Genomic DNA, 15,725 nt, shown 5'->3' with positions numbered 1-15,725 from the left:
GCGGAATCGGCCGCCGATTCCGCCCGCGGCAACGATCAGGAATCGGCCAGCATCCCCAACGCCGTCAAGCTGGGCAGGAAGAAATAGGCCCCGCCGCGGGTCGTGACGAACTGCTGGAAGCCGCAGATCCGGCGCCGTAACGGTGCGTCCTGAATGGTGAATTTGCGGTCGGTTTCCACTGCGCTGCCGATCAGCGGATCGTCTTCGTCGTACAAACCGGCGAATTTGACGTTGTTGATCCAGGTATGTTGCACGAATTCGAACTGGCGTTCGATATTGGCGTTCAGGCAGATGAACAGCAGACCGCGCTCGTCCTTGCCGGTGTCCTGGCTCGGATCTTCCAGAAAGCTGCCGTAACTGCGGCCGCGGCGCAAGATGCGGTGCCGGTTGGCGACTTTCAGAGATTCGGCCTCGTTTTCGCCCAGCCCCACTCCGCGCGGATTGGCGCGGCGAATGTGCGAGCCGAACGGGCAGCCGGTGCCGTCCTTGTCGTTAGCGAAGGTAAAGCTGTTGTCGATTTTATTGGAATCGGTCTTTTCCCCCGGCTCGATTACCGCGCCGCTCTTCCAGCGGCCGACGAACTTGGCGGCCAGATATTCCGGATCGATGCCCTGCCGTGCCGCCTCGTCGTTGATAAACTGCCAGAATTCGCCGACGTTTTGTTTCAATTGGCGGAACACCAGGTAGGTACCGTTGGCGCCGAATTGTTCGCTGACCGGCATCTGGGTCTTCTTGCCGTCGTACTGGTTCGGGTAGCCCAATAAAAACTCCCCGGTCGCAATTTCGCCGGCGCCGGTCACGGTCGGAAAGCCGTCGACCAGCGGATCGGAAATACCGTCGGCAAAGCCGAAATGCTCCCGCACGAAACCGTGCTGGTTTTGCACCTTGGCGCCGGCATCCAGACGGTCGATTTTACTCAAGCCGGCCGCTTTGAAGCCTTTTTCGAAACTGCTGCAGCTGGCGGCGTGAATCGCATCATCCTTGGAAAACAGAATCAGCAGAATGTCGACTTCCTTATTGCCGTTGCCCCAGCTCCATTTGCCTGGGTCGTTGGGGCCGCGGTCGCCGAGCAAGGCCGAACGGTGTTCGGAATTCATCCCTTCCCGGAACGACAGTTCGAAACTATAGCGTTTGGCCTCGTCGGCCTCCAGTTTGCAGTAGCCGGGATAGCTGATCGCCAAGTTCAGACGGTTTTCGGTGGTGTCGTCCGGTTTTTCGGCGCCGTGGCTGATCTGGCCGCTGGCGACAAGGTTTTTCAACCAGGCTTTGGTTTTGCCGGCATCTTCGATCCGGAGCAGATAATAGCTGGCATTGGCCATGTATTTGTTGTAGCCGCTGAATACGATGCCTTGTACTTCGTCTAGTTTTATCGTTGTCATGGTTCAGTTCCTTATAAGCATTTCAGCCAGGCGGCCAGGTCGGCGGTGGAGAACAAACCGCCATGGATGCGGCGGTTGTTATCAATGTTTTTCACCGACAAATCGGTATAGGCGCTGTACCAGACCAATTCCGGCAACTGGCTGTTACGGGCGAAGTTTTTGAAACGCTGTTCGTCGCGGGAACCGCCGCGCAACGCCAACCATTGCGTATCCGGAAAACCTCTATCCTTGGCTTGCTGGGTGTTGCTCCAGACCGCGGTCAAACCGACGCTGGCATGGTCGATGAATTCGCCCAGGTAGTTTTCCCAGCTACCGTCGTAATTGCTCATGAACAGCAGGCGCCGGCGGCCGCCGGCATTGCCGGGCAGAATCACCCAACGGGCAAAATGGATCGTGACGATGCCGCTCAAATTGCCTTTGGTCGCCACCAATTTGGCGACCAGATTGATGCCGGCCAGCACCACTTTCAACGTGTAAAACCGGAAATTGCCGGGCTTGATTTCGATCACGCTGGTCAGATGGTTTTGCAACTGGCGGTCTTCGACACGCTGGATCGCCTGCATTTGCTCGGAGACTACCCAAGGTTTGTCGTCCTGTTTGTCGCGCATTTCATGCCAGCGCAGCACGACGCCGAACGCGATTGCGCCCAACACGGCCACGGTCGCCAAAAATTCGGTAAACGGCCCGAACCAGCCGAAAAAGCCGCCGACCAGGACGATGCCGACCACCGCCAACAGCGCATTGAAGACTTTATCGCCATAGAGCGTAAAGAACGGCTGAGCCTCGATCTTGGGAATACCGCCCGGATACACCGTATTCAAATGCTGCACCACCGCGGCGTGGATTTGCGCTTCGCTTTGGCCGACTAGCTCGCTACGTTTGGCGTCGATGAATTTTTCGATATGGCCGCGGATTTCGCGCTGCCGGTAAATCGTATTGCGATTCTGCCCCGGATGGGCAACGTAAAACGCGTTGGCGCCCTGGTCGTTGGCCAGCAAATAAGCCGCTAACTGGCCGGCATCGCTGCCAGGATAACCGGCACAACAGCTATACACCTTGTTGACGAACTGCGGATTCTTTGCAATCAGTTCGTTGACGAAAGCCTTGACCTCGCCGTCGATATTGGCCTCGAACGCCAGCAAGGCCGGTGTCGGCGAACTGCCTGGCGACGGATGGTCGCCGGGTATGACGAAAAAGGTGCAGTAATGCAGATGCTCGTAGGCGGCGAAGGATATCTCCTGGCTTTTCTTGTTTTTGATATCCAGCCCGATCGGCTCCAGATAGCTTTTCAGCTCCTCCAGCTTGTCCGGCAAAATTTCCGTGATAACGGTCATCGGATTCTGTTGCATAGCAAAGTCCTCTTGAAATTATTATGGTCTGGTCGAAATTACCGATCGAACGCCAGCACGAACTGATCGGGGAACGGACCGTCGTACAACAGGCAACCGCATTTCCTGAGATTGTTCAGCCTCAGCAAACTACCCACTATCAACGGAATCTGGATGCGGTTGACGTACTCGCCGAAGCAGCGGTGCATGCCGTCGCCGAAATGCAGGTATTTATCCAGCGGCCGGTCGTCGCGGACGCTGAACGGTTCCGGCCAGACGCTTTCATCGAACATCGCCGAGGCAGTGAAGGCAAACACTTCGGTTCCTTGCGGAATCTTGACACCGCCGATTTCCGCACCGTTTTTACAGTGGCGGCGCATCGCCGCAGCCATCGTGTTGAAGCGGAACACGTCAAAGCACAGATGCAGCAATTTGTCCTCGTCGTCGACCATTTGCTTGGCCCGGGCCAATACATCCGGCTTGGCCAACAATTGTTCGACGATCAAGCTACTGGCCATTGACGTGGTGTCCAAAGCGCCGACGATCAGGCCGGAAATATTGCGGCGGATACCGTCGTCGTCCAGATCATGCTGGCCGTCCAGGCCCATTTTGATCAGACGGGACAAAAAGTCTTCGAAGACCTCGCCGTTTTGCAAACGGTGCCGGCGCTCGGCAATCAGATTCAGCAGATAGGGCCCCATTTCCCGGAAGGATTGCTCGGCGGTTTGCTGAATCGCGCGGTTGTTGCTCAAGTTCAAGAACAGGTCGTGAAACAGCGAGCGCATCCAGCGCATCATCGTCACTTCGTCCGGCCCCGGCACGCCCAGGTAATCGTTGATGAAGCGCCGTGCCGCCGGCCGCGCCAGTTGCGACACCATATCGATCCGGCCCACCGGCAGCGCAGCTTGCACCAGCTCGTCGCAGTGTTTACGGACGATACGGCGGATCAACTCGGCTTCGTTAGGCTGGATCACCCGCCGCAATGCGCCCTGCTCGCGGCTGTATTGTTCGGACCGGTCCATACCCAGGAAAAACGGCCCGTTAAGGCGTTGCATGTTCGGCGCGTTGATTTCGGCGATGGTGAATTCGGTATCGCGCGCCAGCGTCTCGCGCACGTCGGCGTCGCGGCTGACGATGCCGTATTTGCCGAGCACCAATACCGGCTTGTGCTTGCGCAGCAAACCGAACAGCGGCCGCTGTACCCTAGCCCCGGTCAATTGGGCGATGCCACGCGCCAAGTAGTAAGGCGCCGGATTCTGCGGCGTGGTCGAGGTTGGGTGGTGGTCCAGCTCGGCCTGGCGCGGCGGCCGGTGTTCGCGGTACATCTTCAAAGCCAGTTCGCCGCTGCGGGTAGCGCGCAACTGCCGGCAAAACGCCTGATATTCTTCAGGCAAACTGGCGAAGACCGGAAATTCGCCGCCGTATTGGTCCGGAAAAATCACCGGCGCCGACAGCGCCGCCAACGCGTAATCGGCAATTCCCGGTTGCCCCCCGGCAAGATAGGCCCGGCCGTCGTTCAACAACGCGTCGAATTCGCCGAATAGCGTTTCGATTTTTGCCCGGTTAGGTTGAATGTGCTCGCTGCCGACCGGCAGATTTTTCTGCATCGCCGCGCGAATATACGGATAGGCCTTTTCCAGAATGGCCTGCTGCCAACTCGCAATGCCACGCCGCCAGGCTGGCAGCAAAATCTCCGGATGCGGCAGCAACATCGAATAGGCGTAATCGCGAGTCGCCAGACCCAAGGCATCCAGTTTGCTCAGTAATTCATCGGTGGCTTGCCGCTCCGCGTTACCGGCCGGGAACAATCGGCGCTCGGCCGGCAAGCGGGCGTCAACGTATCCGACAATGTCGCGCCAGTTATCCAGCGTCGCCTCGCTGCTGACGAATACCGGCATGGCCTGGCCGCCGCCACCGGCAAGACGAAACGGCAGCAAATGCAATACCGGCGCGCTGCCTTGTTCGCGGTAAGGTACGCCGCCGGTTTCCAAGACCCAGCGCACCAATTCGCAAATATGGGATGTCGGAATCGTCAGCAGGCGATTCAATTTTTTGGAACGGGCTCCGCGCCGCGTGTCTCCGGGTCTGATCATGCTTCCTACCTCGTTGTTTATAGTTATTGTGTGCCTTCCCTGCTTGGCGGCGTATCTCCGCCACTGCCGGCGATGGCCGATTCGGCGGCATTACCGTCTCCCGCCATCGCCCGCCGATTTATGACCGCAACATAATAGACCAATCGTAAATAATTGAAATAAAAAGTGAAAGTGAAAAATTACCACATGCAACAACCATGCCGCAAGGAGATCCGGATCACAAAAAACGCCGCCTTCCGGCAAGAACGTGCCTAACGCGCAGACGCTTGCTCCACGCTCACCACATTGCAATCTTCCTGTAACCGGACCTTAACCGTCCTGTCATCCCGAGCTTCCTATAATCCGCGGCTTATCAAACCGCTTGGGAGCCTTTCGCATGCAACATTTCCGTAAATTTTGCAGTAAACCGCTGGCGCTGGCCTTGAGCCTGGCCGGTTTGCCGGCTTTAATGCCGGCCCACGCCGAAACCGCCGACGCACCAAAGGTCGAGCAAGGTATTCAGATCGGCGACCTGGCGCCGGGCCGCGCCATCATTTGGAGCCGCACCGACCGCCCGGCACGGATGTTCATCGAATACGCCTACAATCCGCAATTTACCGACTCGGTGCTGATCCGCGGCCCACATGCCTCGGCCGAGTCCGATTTCACCGCGCGCCAGGATTTGGCCGGTCTGGAAGACGGCAAGAATGTCTACGTCAGAGTCTGGTTCGAAGATCTGACCAACGCCCGCAATAAAAGCGCAGCGGTCAACGGCCGATTTCATACCTTGGGCAAGCGCGACAACATCCGTTTCGTCTGGGGCGGCGATATCGCCGGCCAAGGCTGGGGCATCAACGAAAGCTTCGGCGGCATGAAAATTTACGAAGCGATGCGCCAGGTGCGGCCGCATTTCTTCATCGAAAGTGGCGACAGCGTTTATTCCGACGGCCCGATCAAAGACAGCATGATCGCCGAAAACGGCCAAGTCTGGACCAATTTGGTTACGCCGGAAGTCAGTAAAGTGGCTGAGACCTTGAACGAATTTCGCGGCCGTTACAAATACAATCTGCTGGACGCGAATGTGCGCCGCTTCAATGCCGAAGTACCGCAAATCTGGCAATGGGACGACCACGAGGTGGTCAACAACTGGTCGGACGCGAAGGACTTAAGCGCCGACGCCCGTTACACCGAGAAAAACATCCCGACTTTAATCGCTCGGGCCACTCAAGCCTTCCACGAATTTGCGCCGCTGCGTCCGCATGGCGCCGAGGAATCCGAGCGGGTTTACCGCAAACTGTCTTACGGCAAATTGTTGGACGTGTTCGTGTTAGACATGCGCAGCTACCGCGGCCCTAACACCGCCAATCTGCAAACCAGCGAAAGCTTGGACACCGCATTTCTGGGCGAAGAGCAATTGGCCTGGCTGCAACAGGAACTGGAACACTCCGATGCCACCTGGAAAGTGATTTCCGCCGACATGCCGATCGGCTTGAACATTGGCGACGGCCAGTTGCCGGACGGCACCCCGCGCTGGGAAGCAATCGCCAACGGCAACCACGGCCCGGCCGCCGGCCGCGAGCTGGAAATCGCCCGTTTGTTGAAATTCATTAAGGACGCGCGGATCAAAAACATCGTCTGGCTGACCGCCGACGTGCATTACGCCGCCGCCCATTTCTACGATCCGGCCAAAGCCGCCAGCAAAGACTTCCTGCCGTTCTGGGAATTCGTTTCCGGCCCGTTGAACGCCGGCTCGTTCGGCCCGAATAGCACCGACGGCACTTTCGGACCGCAAGTGGTGTTCAGCAAAGCGCCGCCCGCCGGCCAAGTCAACCTGTCGCCGTATGCAGGGCTGCAATTCTTCGGCCAAGTCGATATCGACCAACGCAGCCGCGCCATGACCGTGCAACTGAAAGACCTGAACGGCGCGGTCGTGTTCAGCAAAACCTTGCCGGCGCAAACCGGCCGCGACCTCAAATACGCCTGGGACCGCGACTAATACTGGGGCCGGACGCTTCGTAGTCCGGCCCGCTTCGGTTTTAACTCTGTTACCGGACTAAATTTAAGGAACCAACCATGCCAAAATCTTACGTATTCCGTCTATTACCGTTGGCGTTAGCCGCCAGTTTTGCCATGCCAGCATTTGCCGATGCCGATTTCAATCATCACCGCCACCAACCGGGCAATCATGCGCCGCTAGTGATCGGCCATCGCGGCGCGTCCGGTTATTTGCCGGAACACACCCTGGAAGGTTACGCCAAAGCCATCGAGTTGGGCGCCGATTTCATCGAACCGGACTTGGTCTTGACCAAGGACGGCAAAATGATCGCTCGCCACGAACCGATGATAGGCGCCACCACCGATGTCGCCAGCCACCCCGAATTCGCCGACCGCAAAACCAAACGTATGTTGGACGGCGTCGAAGTGGAAGACTGGTTCGCCAGCGACTTTACCCTGGCCGAGATCAAAACCCTGCGCGCCGTGCAGCCCCGCGCCAACCGCCCACAGGAATTCAACGGCCTGTATCAAATCCCGACCCTGGACGAAGTCATCGCCATGGCCAAACGCCAGTCGCGCCTGAGCGGCCGCACCATCGGCATTTATCCGGAAATCAAACATTCCACCTACCACGCCGATTTACGCAACGCCAGCGGCCGTCGCCAATTCGGCCGTCATTATTTCGAAAACCGGCTGTTAGCCAAATTGCACGCGGAATACGGCAACAGTGCCTGCGCACCGGTCTTCATCCAATCGTTCGAAGTCGGCAATCTGCAATACCTGAGCAAGAAAACCGACATCAATCTGGTGCAATTGATCGATGCCGACGATGTCAACCCCGACGGCTCGATCTCGCTGGTACCGCCCTACAAACAACCCTACGACTTCGTCAAGGCCGGCGACTCCCGTACCTTTGCCGACTTGTTGACCGAACAAGGCTTGGATTTCGTCAGAACCTACGCCGATGCGATCGGACCGTGGAAGCCTTATCTGGTTAAAACCGCGGCCGACGGCATCGACCGCAACGGCGACGGCGTGGTCAACCTCAACGACCGCCGCGTCGACGGTAGCACCGGCGTGTTGGAAATGGCGCACGACAAAGGCCTGAAAGTCCATACCTGGACTTTCCGCAACGACGCCAGCGGTTACGGCTTCGCCGATCCGCAAGCGGAAATGAGCTATTACTACGACTTGGGCGTGGACGGCTTGTTTACCGACTTTCCAGACACCGGCGTCGCCGCGCGGGACGCTTCGTTAAACATCGGCGCGAGCGCAGAACATTGCGGCCGTCCAGGCCACCACGGCTACCGCCGCTGATTCCGCCAAACACCTCCGACCAGTGCCCGGAGGTGTTTCCTACCCCCTTCCGCGTCATCTCGCTACAGCGAACGTCAGCGTCACCTAAGCGGCCGCTGGATGTGGCCGGGAATCGCGGTGTTATCGGCTGTTCTAAAGCCGACGCCACTTTGCTCGTCGCACCAATCGGCGCAATTGCCATTGTGACGCGCGAAAACCCAGCTGCCGATAATCTCGCCACTTACCATCTGCCCCACAGCGTCCGTAACGATTTCTTGCGCCGCCTGGGCCGTGCCGATTCGGCGCTCAGCGCCTACCCAAAACCACTGGCTTTAACCAACAGGAGCCTGCGCGGCGCATTCGGCAACGCCGGATCGCCGAACTCGGCGGCAATTGCCATCCCGCGCAATCATGCTGCGGGGATTCGATTACCGGTTTAAATTAGCACCGGTGTGGTATCGTAGCGCCCGCAAATCCGCCGTCCCAAAGCCTCATTCCAAGGAAAGCCAGCAATTCATGGGTGCACAAGAAAACTTCGAACAACTCCCGCTAAAAGATTTCACCGAAAAAGCTTACCTCGATTACTCGATGTACGTGATTCTGGACCGGGCCCTGCCGCATATCGGCGACGGCCTGAAACCGGTACAACGCCGCATCGTCTACGCGATGTCCGAATTGGGACTGACCGCGCTGGCCAAATACAAAAAGTCGGCCCGCACCGTCGGCGACGTGCTGGGCAAATACCATCCGCACGGCGATTCGGCCTGTTACGAAGCGATGGTGTTGATGGCGCAGGATTTTTCCTACCGCTACCCGCTGATCGACGGCCAGGGCAACTGGGGTTCGCCGGACGACCCGAAATCGTTCGCGGCGATGCGTTACACCGAATCGCGGCTGACCGCCTACGCCCAAACCCTGCTCAGCGAACTGGGCCAGGGCACTGTGGATTGGGTAGATAATTTCGACGGTACCTTGCAGGAACCGGCATTACTGCCGGCGCGCCTGCCCAATGTGCTGCTGAACGGCACCACCGGCATCGCCGTCGGCATGGCCACCGACATTCCGCCGCATAACCTACGCGAGGTCGCCGCCGCCGTGCTGCAATTGCTGGACGAGCCTGAAACCCCGCTGGAAGGTTTGTTGGCACACATCAAAGGCCCGGATTTCCCGACCGATGCCGAAATCGTCACGCCGGCCGCCGATCTGCAAAAGCTGTATCTGACCGGCAACGGTTCGGTGAAGATGCGCGCCAAATACGAAGTCGAAGACGGCAACATCGTCATCACCGCGCTGCCGCACCAAGTCTCCGGCGCCAAGCTGCTGGAGCAGATTGCCGCGCAAATGTTGGCGAAAAAGCTGCCTATGATCGAGGACTTGCGCGACGAGTCCGACCACGAGAATCCGACCCGGCTGCTGATCATCCCCAAAACCAAGCGCACCGACGTCGACGCGGTGATGTCGCATTTGTTCGCCACTACCGATCTGGAGAAAAACTACCGGGTCAATTTGAACATGATCGGTCTGAACGGCAAACCGCAGGTCAAAAACTTGCGACAGATTCTGACCGAGTGGATTACATTCCGGACCGAAACCGTGCGCCGGCGTTTGCAATACCGCTTGGACAAGGTGTTGGCGCGCTTGCATATCCTGGAAGGCTTGTTGATCGCCTACCTGAACATCGACGAAGTCATCGCCATCATCCGCCATGAAGACCATCCCAAACCGGTATTGATGGCGCGATTCGGATTGACCGATGTGCAAGCCGAAGCCATTTTGGAATTGAAGTTGCGGCATCTGGCAAAACTGGAGGAAATGAAGATTCGCGGCGAGCAGGACGAACTGGAACAGGAACGCCAGGCGCTGGAGAAAACCCTGAGCTCTGCGCATTTGTTGAATCGGTTGATTCGAAAGGAAATCGAACGCGATGCCGAAAAATACGGCGACGCCCGCCGCTCGCCGATCATCGAGCGCGAAGCGGCGCAAGCGCTGGACACCACCGAACTGATCGCCAACGAACCAGTCACCGTCATCCTGTCGCAAAAGGGCTGGATCAGAGCAGCCAAAGGCTACGACATCGAAGCCGAAGGTTTGAGTTACCGCGCCGGCGACGGCTACTTGTCCTCGGCCAAAGGCCGCACCACACAACCGGCTTACGTGATGGATTCGACCGGCCGGGTCTACACCATCACGACGCACGATTTACCGTCGGCGCGCAGCCAGGGCGAACCATTGACCGGCCGTCTGAATCCGCCGCCGGGCAGCCTGTTTACCGCCGTGTTCACCGGGCAAGCCGACGACTGGGTCTTGATGTGCAGCAGCGCCGGTTACGGCTTTCGGGTGCAGTTGAAAGAGTTGTTCAGTAAAAACAAGGCCGGCAAGGCGGTGCTGACCGTCCCGGACAAATCCAAAGTGTTAACCCCGGCCCCGATTCCGCCTGAGCGGGACATGTTGGCAGTAGCGACGTTACAGGGCCGATTGCTGATCTTCCCGGTCCAGGATTTACCGGAACTGGTCAAAGGCAAAGGCAACAAGCTGATTCAGATCCCGAGCTCGGATTTGGCGAGCGGTAAGGATGCGGTAGTTGCGGTCACTGCCATTTCGGCGGCTGGCGAACTGAAGGTGGTCTCCGGCAAACGTTTCGTCACGTTGAAGAAGATCGATATCGAGCAATACGCCGGTAGCCGAGCGAATCGCGGCACCGCGTTGCCGAGAGGATTCCAAAAAGTCGATGCTCTGGAATTCGTAGTTGGCTAAGCGACAAAATTATTTTTTTCAATAAGTTAAAAAATTTATCGCCATGATTTTTTATAATATCCCCGTGAATCGGAGACAGTTAAAACCGGCGCAAGCAAAAAAATGGTTGACGAGTTTCGAATAACAGCCTATCATGGCGATCTTTCTGAAGCGCTACGGCTCTTCGGGGATAAAAAAGAAGGTCAATTCGGGGTATAGCGCAGTCTGGTAGCGCGTCTGCTTTGGGAGCAGAATGTCGGGAGTTCGAATCTCTCTACCCCGACCAAGATTTGCGCTTGTAGCTCAGCCGGATAGAGCATCGGCCTTCTAAGCCGAGGGTCGCAGGTTCGAGTCCTGCCAAGCGTGCCATCGCAGAAATCATCGTAATGGTGAGCGTAGCTCAGTTGGTAGAGCCCCGGATTGTGATTCCGGTTGTCGTGGGTTCGAGCCCCATCGTTCACCCCAATAAAATCAATAGCTTGACATTGTTTGTATCATGCAAGACCAGCATCTACTGACAAAGCTACTGACAAATGGTCATTCGTTCGACGGTTTGACCGTTTTCAATTTGACATCATAAACATTCATCATCGAAGCCGTTCGGTGTCCACTCGCATCTAGTTTATTGCCTGTTGTATCGCTAACACCTTTACGTTTAAGGTCATGAAAAGTGAAAGGCACCCAATTAATGCCTCTTTCTTCAGCTGCTAATTTGGTGGCAACCGTTATTCGTCCCATAGCCGTTTTAAGACTATCAACTACGATTTTGTCGCCGGTACGTTCACTAATAATGATATGCCTATCCTCGGCACGAATCGGATGAGGCTGTTTTCGATCTGACAATATCCGGTTTCTTGTTGCAACTGCAAAATCCCACGCATTACGTAGTCGCGGATTCCATTCTGTAATATTGTCACGAGATCCTTTGCGACGCTTAATTAATAGGCCTTCCGGCAATTCATTGGCATCGGTAAGATCCAGTACTTCCGACAAACGCATACGGCAAAGATAGGCAATTTCCATTGCTGGCCAGAGATACCAATAATTTGACTCTTGAGCGATCTTGAGCATAAATTCGTAATCACGATCTTCGGCGTAATGTTGGCGTGGTTTGATTGATAGCTTTTTCACACCTAACGTAGGATTGAATTTAATTTTTTCATATTCGTATGCCCATGAAAAAACTCGTTTTATGTATGCAAGCTCTTTATTTGCTCTGCTTTCCGAAGATTCACCGCGGGTGTCTCGGTATTTTCTAACGAGACCCACTGTCCATTTAGTGACTGGAAGCTCACCAAGAGTGTCATTCGTTGAAATTTTGCGACCACAGATATGCTGATGACAATCTAGATAATCTTTTTGCGTTGATGTAGCCAATTTGCGCCAGATGGGTGTTAGCTGGAAATCGAGACTGATTGATGCGAATGTAGCCGCCATGGGAGCATTCAGGCTTTCGTATGCTTGCCAAATTTCTGCCAAAGATGATTTTGGACCGATCAATCGCTTTGAACGCCATTTCCCAAGGTCTGGATCTTTGTATTTATACATCCATTTACCACTACCTGACTTATCCCACCAGACACCGGTCGGCAGTTTTCTGGCATCAATGTTGGTTGGTACTACAGCCGTTCGAGCGGGACCTTTAGGCATAGACGTTTAATCGATAAAATCGATTACCTCTTGATTGGCGTCTGGGGGATCAAATTTTAATCCCATGGCGGCATTAATTGCATCTATCGTAGTGAAAATTTTACCCCCTTGCCCGTATAAGTAACGGACACCATTTTTTCTTAGGCATCGCTCAATATCACCGGGTCTATCGTAACCAGTGGCTATTTTCAGTTGATCAATAGAAACAAGAGTTGTCATATCGATTGGTTAGATAGGTTATAACTCTTCATTCAATTTTAATAGCGCAAGCACGGTAGCCCGGATTTTTTGATAGTTTTAGAATATGGAAAATATTCAACTTATTGACTGTTTTAAAGCGGTTTTACAAACACAACACCGCTCCAGCGACTTTTCGCTGCCCAAAATGATCAATACCGCTGAATAACAATGACCACATTCCGTCATCAGCAATTTTTTATTTCTCAAGTCTCGTGCCACCAACCATGCCGTGGTGAAATCGAGGTTGCCACTGGGCAAGGAAATTTTAAAAAAATCGAATGCCTGGATAACGTTATCAATTTCGCCGTGACTGTTTTCGGCTTCAATTGCACGAAATATCTTGGCGAAGAGCGTGGCTTCCTTGTAGCGTTTTACGTTGTGCGTCAAGCCACGAATTGACTCTTTGATGGGGCCCGAACTACCGGATCGCCCTAGAATCTCCTTGTAAGTGGCCTTTATCAGTTCTCTGGGGATGGTAGTTTCGCGGACAATTACCGCAATTCTGGCTTGGCGTTGAATCAGGGTAATGGCCAACTGATACTGTTTTAGCGTTTTGATCATCTTTTTAGCCTCCATGATTCAAGCCCTCCCTTAACGTCAGCAACACATCAACGGCGGTATGTTGCTTGCGATTCATGTACTCAAAAAAATGATTTGAAATCCTTGGCGCAAAACACAGCCAGCCCGATTGAGCGATATGCTCAATGTCCTCAATTGACAAGCGACCAATGGCCTCAATTAACGCCTTATCCGAAATGCCCAACATAAAACCAGCGAACAGAGGGTTATCTCGACAGAGATCACGGGCTTTGATAAGCCATAAACAATTCAACGTCGTTATTTCTTGGTCAGCACTCTGAGCTTGTGCGCGCTCCAAACAATCAAAATAATCGTCCAATTCACCCATGGCAGACTGTATGATTTGCCTGACGTGGGAGGACAGGTTTTTTATCTGCAACCATTGATTTAAATAATCCGCGCCAAATTCGTTCGTCAACGGGCACAATAACGCCTGGCAAAAATGCGCGGTAACCTGCTCGACGTTGACAAAGTCAAGGATTAAAGGTTGATGGTTGAAAAAGCATTCTCGTGCCAGACGGGCTAAATTTTTTCCTTCCGCCGCATCCAGCTGGGTCCGAGATTGAATTGACTGAACTAATAAATACATTATGACTCTCCTTGGCCGTTAGTAACGGTCAAGACGTATCGCCAAAGTTTTGCCGGCATTTTGTGAAAATGGCCGCGAAATTCGATGTTTACTCGCTACGCTGCCTGTCTTGTTTTCGCATACGGGACAGCGGGCAGCGTGTTGATCTTCTTGGCGGGAGATCAGGAATCGCGCTTGACAGCAAAGGCACGTCGCAAAATGCAATGCAGAGGCATGAAATTGTCTTGTCAGTTGCCATGCTCGATTGATATCCAACACTCTGTGGTGTTCGAATCCTGCCTCCCGGCTGCACGGCTTGGGATTGTGAGCAACGATGCGGCAGTACAATGCGTATGCATTGCAAAATTGCAACCCAAACTCAGTACCATTGGCACGAACGGACGCATAATCCTGAATCAATCCCAAAAATATCGAGGCGTGCAGATTGTTAATGGTTGAACGGCCTATCCAGTGTGGATCCCAAGGCAGCATGCCTTTAATCGGTGCTTGGTGTTGCGCAAGCCAGTAAATGCGGGTGGCTGTTTTTCGTTTGATACCGCAAAGAGCACAAACCACTGGTGTTCGGGCGCCGTACTCGAACAATGTCTTTGCCAACATCAGTTCAGCGCCAAAATGCGACAAGTCAACGAAGCCACCGTTATCCATGATGATCACCCTGATCATGAGCATCATGAACCAGCAAGGCCGCATGAGCGGCGGCTGAAACCGGGTGGTTACCCAGTGGCAGCAAACTGATCACGGCGCGGTTAATCGCCGCCTGTTCTTTAATTTGTTCCAGCGACAAATCGGCTACATGATCGACCGTCTCCGGAATGACACCAAACCGCCAGGCGGCTTCCATGGGATTGCTGCGAGCACATTCTCTCAATAGCATCAGATACTGAAAATTCAGTTGCGTCAGATCGTCTTCTAGGGTGGCCATGCTCTTCTCTCTAATGAATTACGACATGGGGCAATACTAAAAGACTGGTTTTGTAATCGTCACGTGCGGAAAGTGGGTGATTTTGGGGTACTTTCCGCGCAAAGCCTTGCAGAATATGGCTTGGCAAGGTGTTAGGCATTGTTTCAGCTATAAAAAGTGCTTGACAGTGCGTAACTAATTGTATTTTCAAGGAATTGTTTTTATGGAGATCTATAGGAGGCGTAATTAGGTCGAAAGAAGGCCTTTTTTGATCGCTCGAAATAGTGAGTTTTTCAGTAGACTCGGGCAACCTTACCTGTCACCTCTACTATGAACATTGTCGATTTGAAATCCGGTTTCCGATGGCTATGCGCCGCTAAACAGCATCATCTCAATCCACTGCCGATTTTGCTGAGCTTTATGGTCTGCAGTGCATCGTGTTTAGCCCATGGCAATGTCAGCCAACAGACACGAGCGACTAGCGCCGCAAGCACGCTACAAAATACGCTTTGGTGGCAGATTGCAAAGCAGCACCATTTGGATCCTTACATACTGTATGCGGTTGCCTTAAAAGAATCCGCGAACGATGCCGATCCGACCGCAGTAAAACCCTGGCCATGGGCACTTAATAAATCCGGACAATCCTTGATGCCAGCCTCGCAGCGGGAGGCCCATGCCTTGCTCAAGCAATCGATAGACGAAGGCAATCGGTTGGTAGATGTGGGGTTAATGCAAATCAATGTCCGCTGGCATGGCCACAGAGTGAGCGCGCCGGCGCAATTACTGGATCCGATTACCAATGTACAAATAGGTGCCGAACTCTTAGCAACCGCCATTGGTTCAGCCCCGCATGACTTGGCGTTAGGGATTGGTCGCTACTATAGCTGGAAGGATGAGAAGGCCGCCATCGCCTACGGACAAAGTGTGATGGCCATAGCCGACCGAGTGAAGCAGGTGATTTGA

The 15,725-nt window shown here is 54.4% G+C and carries 13 protein-coding genes and 3 tRNA genes; 7 read left to right on the top strand and 9 right to left on the bottom strand.

Translation table 11 applies throughout. The annotated features are described in order from the left end of the window. Positions 1 to 35 precede the first annotated feature (35 nt). Genes NP603_RS18045 through NP603_RS18035 form a run of 3 tightly spaced genes read right to left on the bottom strand, consistent with a single transcriptional unit; the run spans position 36 to position 4,800 of the window. Complete coding sequence (locus NP603_RS18045; protein ID WP_256612251.1) at positions 36 to 1,379, bottom strand: Dyp-type peroxidase; 1,344 nt, start codon at positions 1,377 to 1,379, stop codon at positions 36 to 38. 11 nt (positions 1,380 to 1,390) lie between these two features. Further along, complete coding sequence (locus tag NP603_RS18040) at positions 1,391 to 2,713, bottom strand: hypothetical protein (RefSeq protein WP_256612250.1); 1,323 nt, start codon at positions 2,711 to 2,713, stop codon at positions 1,391 to 1,393. 53 nt (positions 2,714 to 2,766) lie between these two features. Continuing rightward, on the bottom strand, positions 2,767 to 4,800 hold the full coding sequence (locus NP603_RS18035) for a cytochrome P450 (RefSeq protein ID WP_256612249.1): 2,034 nt from the start codon (positions 4,798 to 4,800) through the stop codon (positions 2,767 to 2,769). Between the two features lie 376 nt (positions 4,801 to 5,176). Here NP603_RS18035 and NP603_RS18030 point away from each other — a divergent pair, with 376 nt between their 5' ends. The 6 genes from NP603_RS18030 (at position 5,177) to NP603_RS18005 (ending at position 11,268) form a co-directional block, all read left to right on the top strand. Then, entirely contained in the window at positions 5,177 to 6,775 is a 1,599-nt protein-coding gene (locus NP603_RS18030) for an alkaline phosphatase D family protein (RefSeq protein ID WP_256612248.1), read from the top strand. Positions 6,776 to 6,852: 77 nt separating this feature from the next. Continuing rightward, the gene (locus NP603_RS18025) at positions 6,853 to 8,091 is read left to right on the top strand and encodes a glycerophosphodiester phosphodiesterase (protein WP_256612247.1); all 1,239 of its coding nucleotides are present in this window, start codon (positions 6,853 to 6,855) and stop codon (positions 8,089 to 8,091) included. Between the two features lie 495 nt (positions 8,092 to 8,586). Beyond that, the gene (parC, locus tag NP603_RS18020; protein WP_256612246.1) at positions 8,587 to 10,824 is read left to right on the top strand and encodes a DNA topoisomerase IV subunit A; all 2,238 of its coding nucleotides are present in this window, start codon (positions 8,587 to 8,589) and stop codon (positions 10,822 to 10,824) included. A gap of 188 nt (positions 10,825 to 11,012) precedes the next feature. Then, a tRNA-Pro gene (locus NP603_RS18015) sits at positions 11,013 to 11,089 on the top strand. A gap of 6 nt (positions 11,090 to 11,095) precedes the next feature. Beyond that, positions 11,096 to 11,172 (top strand) — tRNA-Arg (locus NP603_RS18010). Between the two features lie 20 nt (positions 11,173 to 11,192). After that, a tRNA-His gene (locus tag NP603_RS18005) sits at positions 11,193 to 11,268 on the top strand. Positions 11,269 to 11,340: 72 nt separating this feature from the next. Here the strand turns inward: NP603_RS18005 and NP603_RS18000 are convergent. The 6 genes from NP603_RS18000 to NP603_RS17975 all read right to left on the bottom strand — a co-directional run bounded on the left by NP603_RS18000 (position 11,341) and on the right by NP603_RS17975 (position 14,783). Then, a complete protein-coding gene (locus tag NP603_RS18000) occupies positions 11,341 to 12,453 on the bottom strand; it encodes a site-specific integrase (protein WP_033155893.1) in 1,113 nt (370 codons plus the stop codon). Between the two features lie 6 nt (positions 12,454 to 12,459). Next, the gene (locus NP603_RS17995; RefSeq protein WP_033155894.1) at positions 12,460 to 12,672 is read right to left on the bottom strand and encodes a hypothetical protein; all 213 of its coding nucleotides are present in this window, start codon (positions 12,670 to 12,672) and stop codon (positions 12,460 to 12,462) included. Between the two features lie 96 nt (positions 12,673 to 12,768). Further along, on the bottom strand, positions 12,769 to 13,269 hold the full coding sequence (locus tag NP603_RS17990; protein ID WP_051669773.1) for a FlhC family transcriptional regulator: 501 nt from the start codon (positions 13,267 to 13,269) through the stop codon (positions 12,769 to 12,771). Then, positions 13,259 to 13,861: a flagellar transcriptional regulator FlhD gene (locus tag NP603_RS17985; RefSeq protein ID WP_033155895.1), complete on the bottom strand. Its 603-nt coding sequence runs from the start codon at positions 13,859 to 13,861 to the stop codon at positions 13,259 to 13,261. The genes NP603_RS17990 and NP603_RS17985 overlap by 11 nt, the downstream gene beginning before the upstream one ends. An 18-nt stretch (positions 13,862 to 13,879) precedes the next feature. Continuing rightward, positions 13,880 to 14,533, bottom strand: a complete 654-nt coding sequence (locus NP603_RS17980) for a FlhC family transcriptional regulator (RefSeq protein WP_256612245.1) — start codon at positions 14,531 to 14,533, stop codon at positions 13,880 to 13,882. Beyond that, positions 14,499 to 14,783 (bottom strand): flagellar transcriptional regulator FlhD, encoded by a 285-nt coding sequence (locus NP603_RS17975; RefSeq protein WP_051669776.1) that lies wholly within the window; start codon positions 14,781 to 14,783, stop codon positions 14,499 to 14,501. The genes NP603_RS17980 and NP603_RS17975 overlap by 35 nt, the downstream gene beginning before the upstream one ends. 309 nt (positions 14,784 to 15,092) lie before the next feature. Between NP603_RS17975 and NP603_RS17970 the strand changes: the two genes are divergently transcribed. Next, positions 15,093 to 15,725: a transglycosylase SLT domain-containing protein gene (locus NP603_RS17970; RefSeq protein WP_084153240.1), complete on the top strand. Its 633-nt coding sequence runs from the start codon at positions 15,093 to 15,095 to the stop codon at positions 15,723 to 15,725.

Origin of the sequence: Methylomonas aurea (genome assembly GCF_024505045.1) — a bacterium.
GTDB lineage: Bacteria > Pseudomonadota > Gammaproteobacteria > Methylococcales > Methylomonadaceae > Methylomonas > Methylomonas aurea.
Note: the sequence above shows the minus strand (reverse complement) of the source record. Positions and strands in the feature narration are given on the sequence as shown.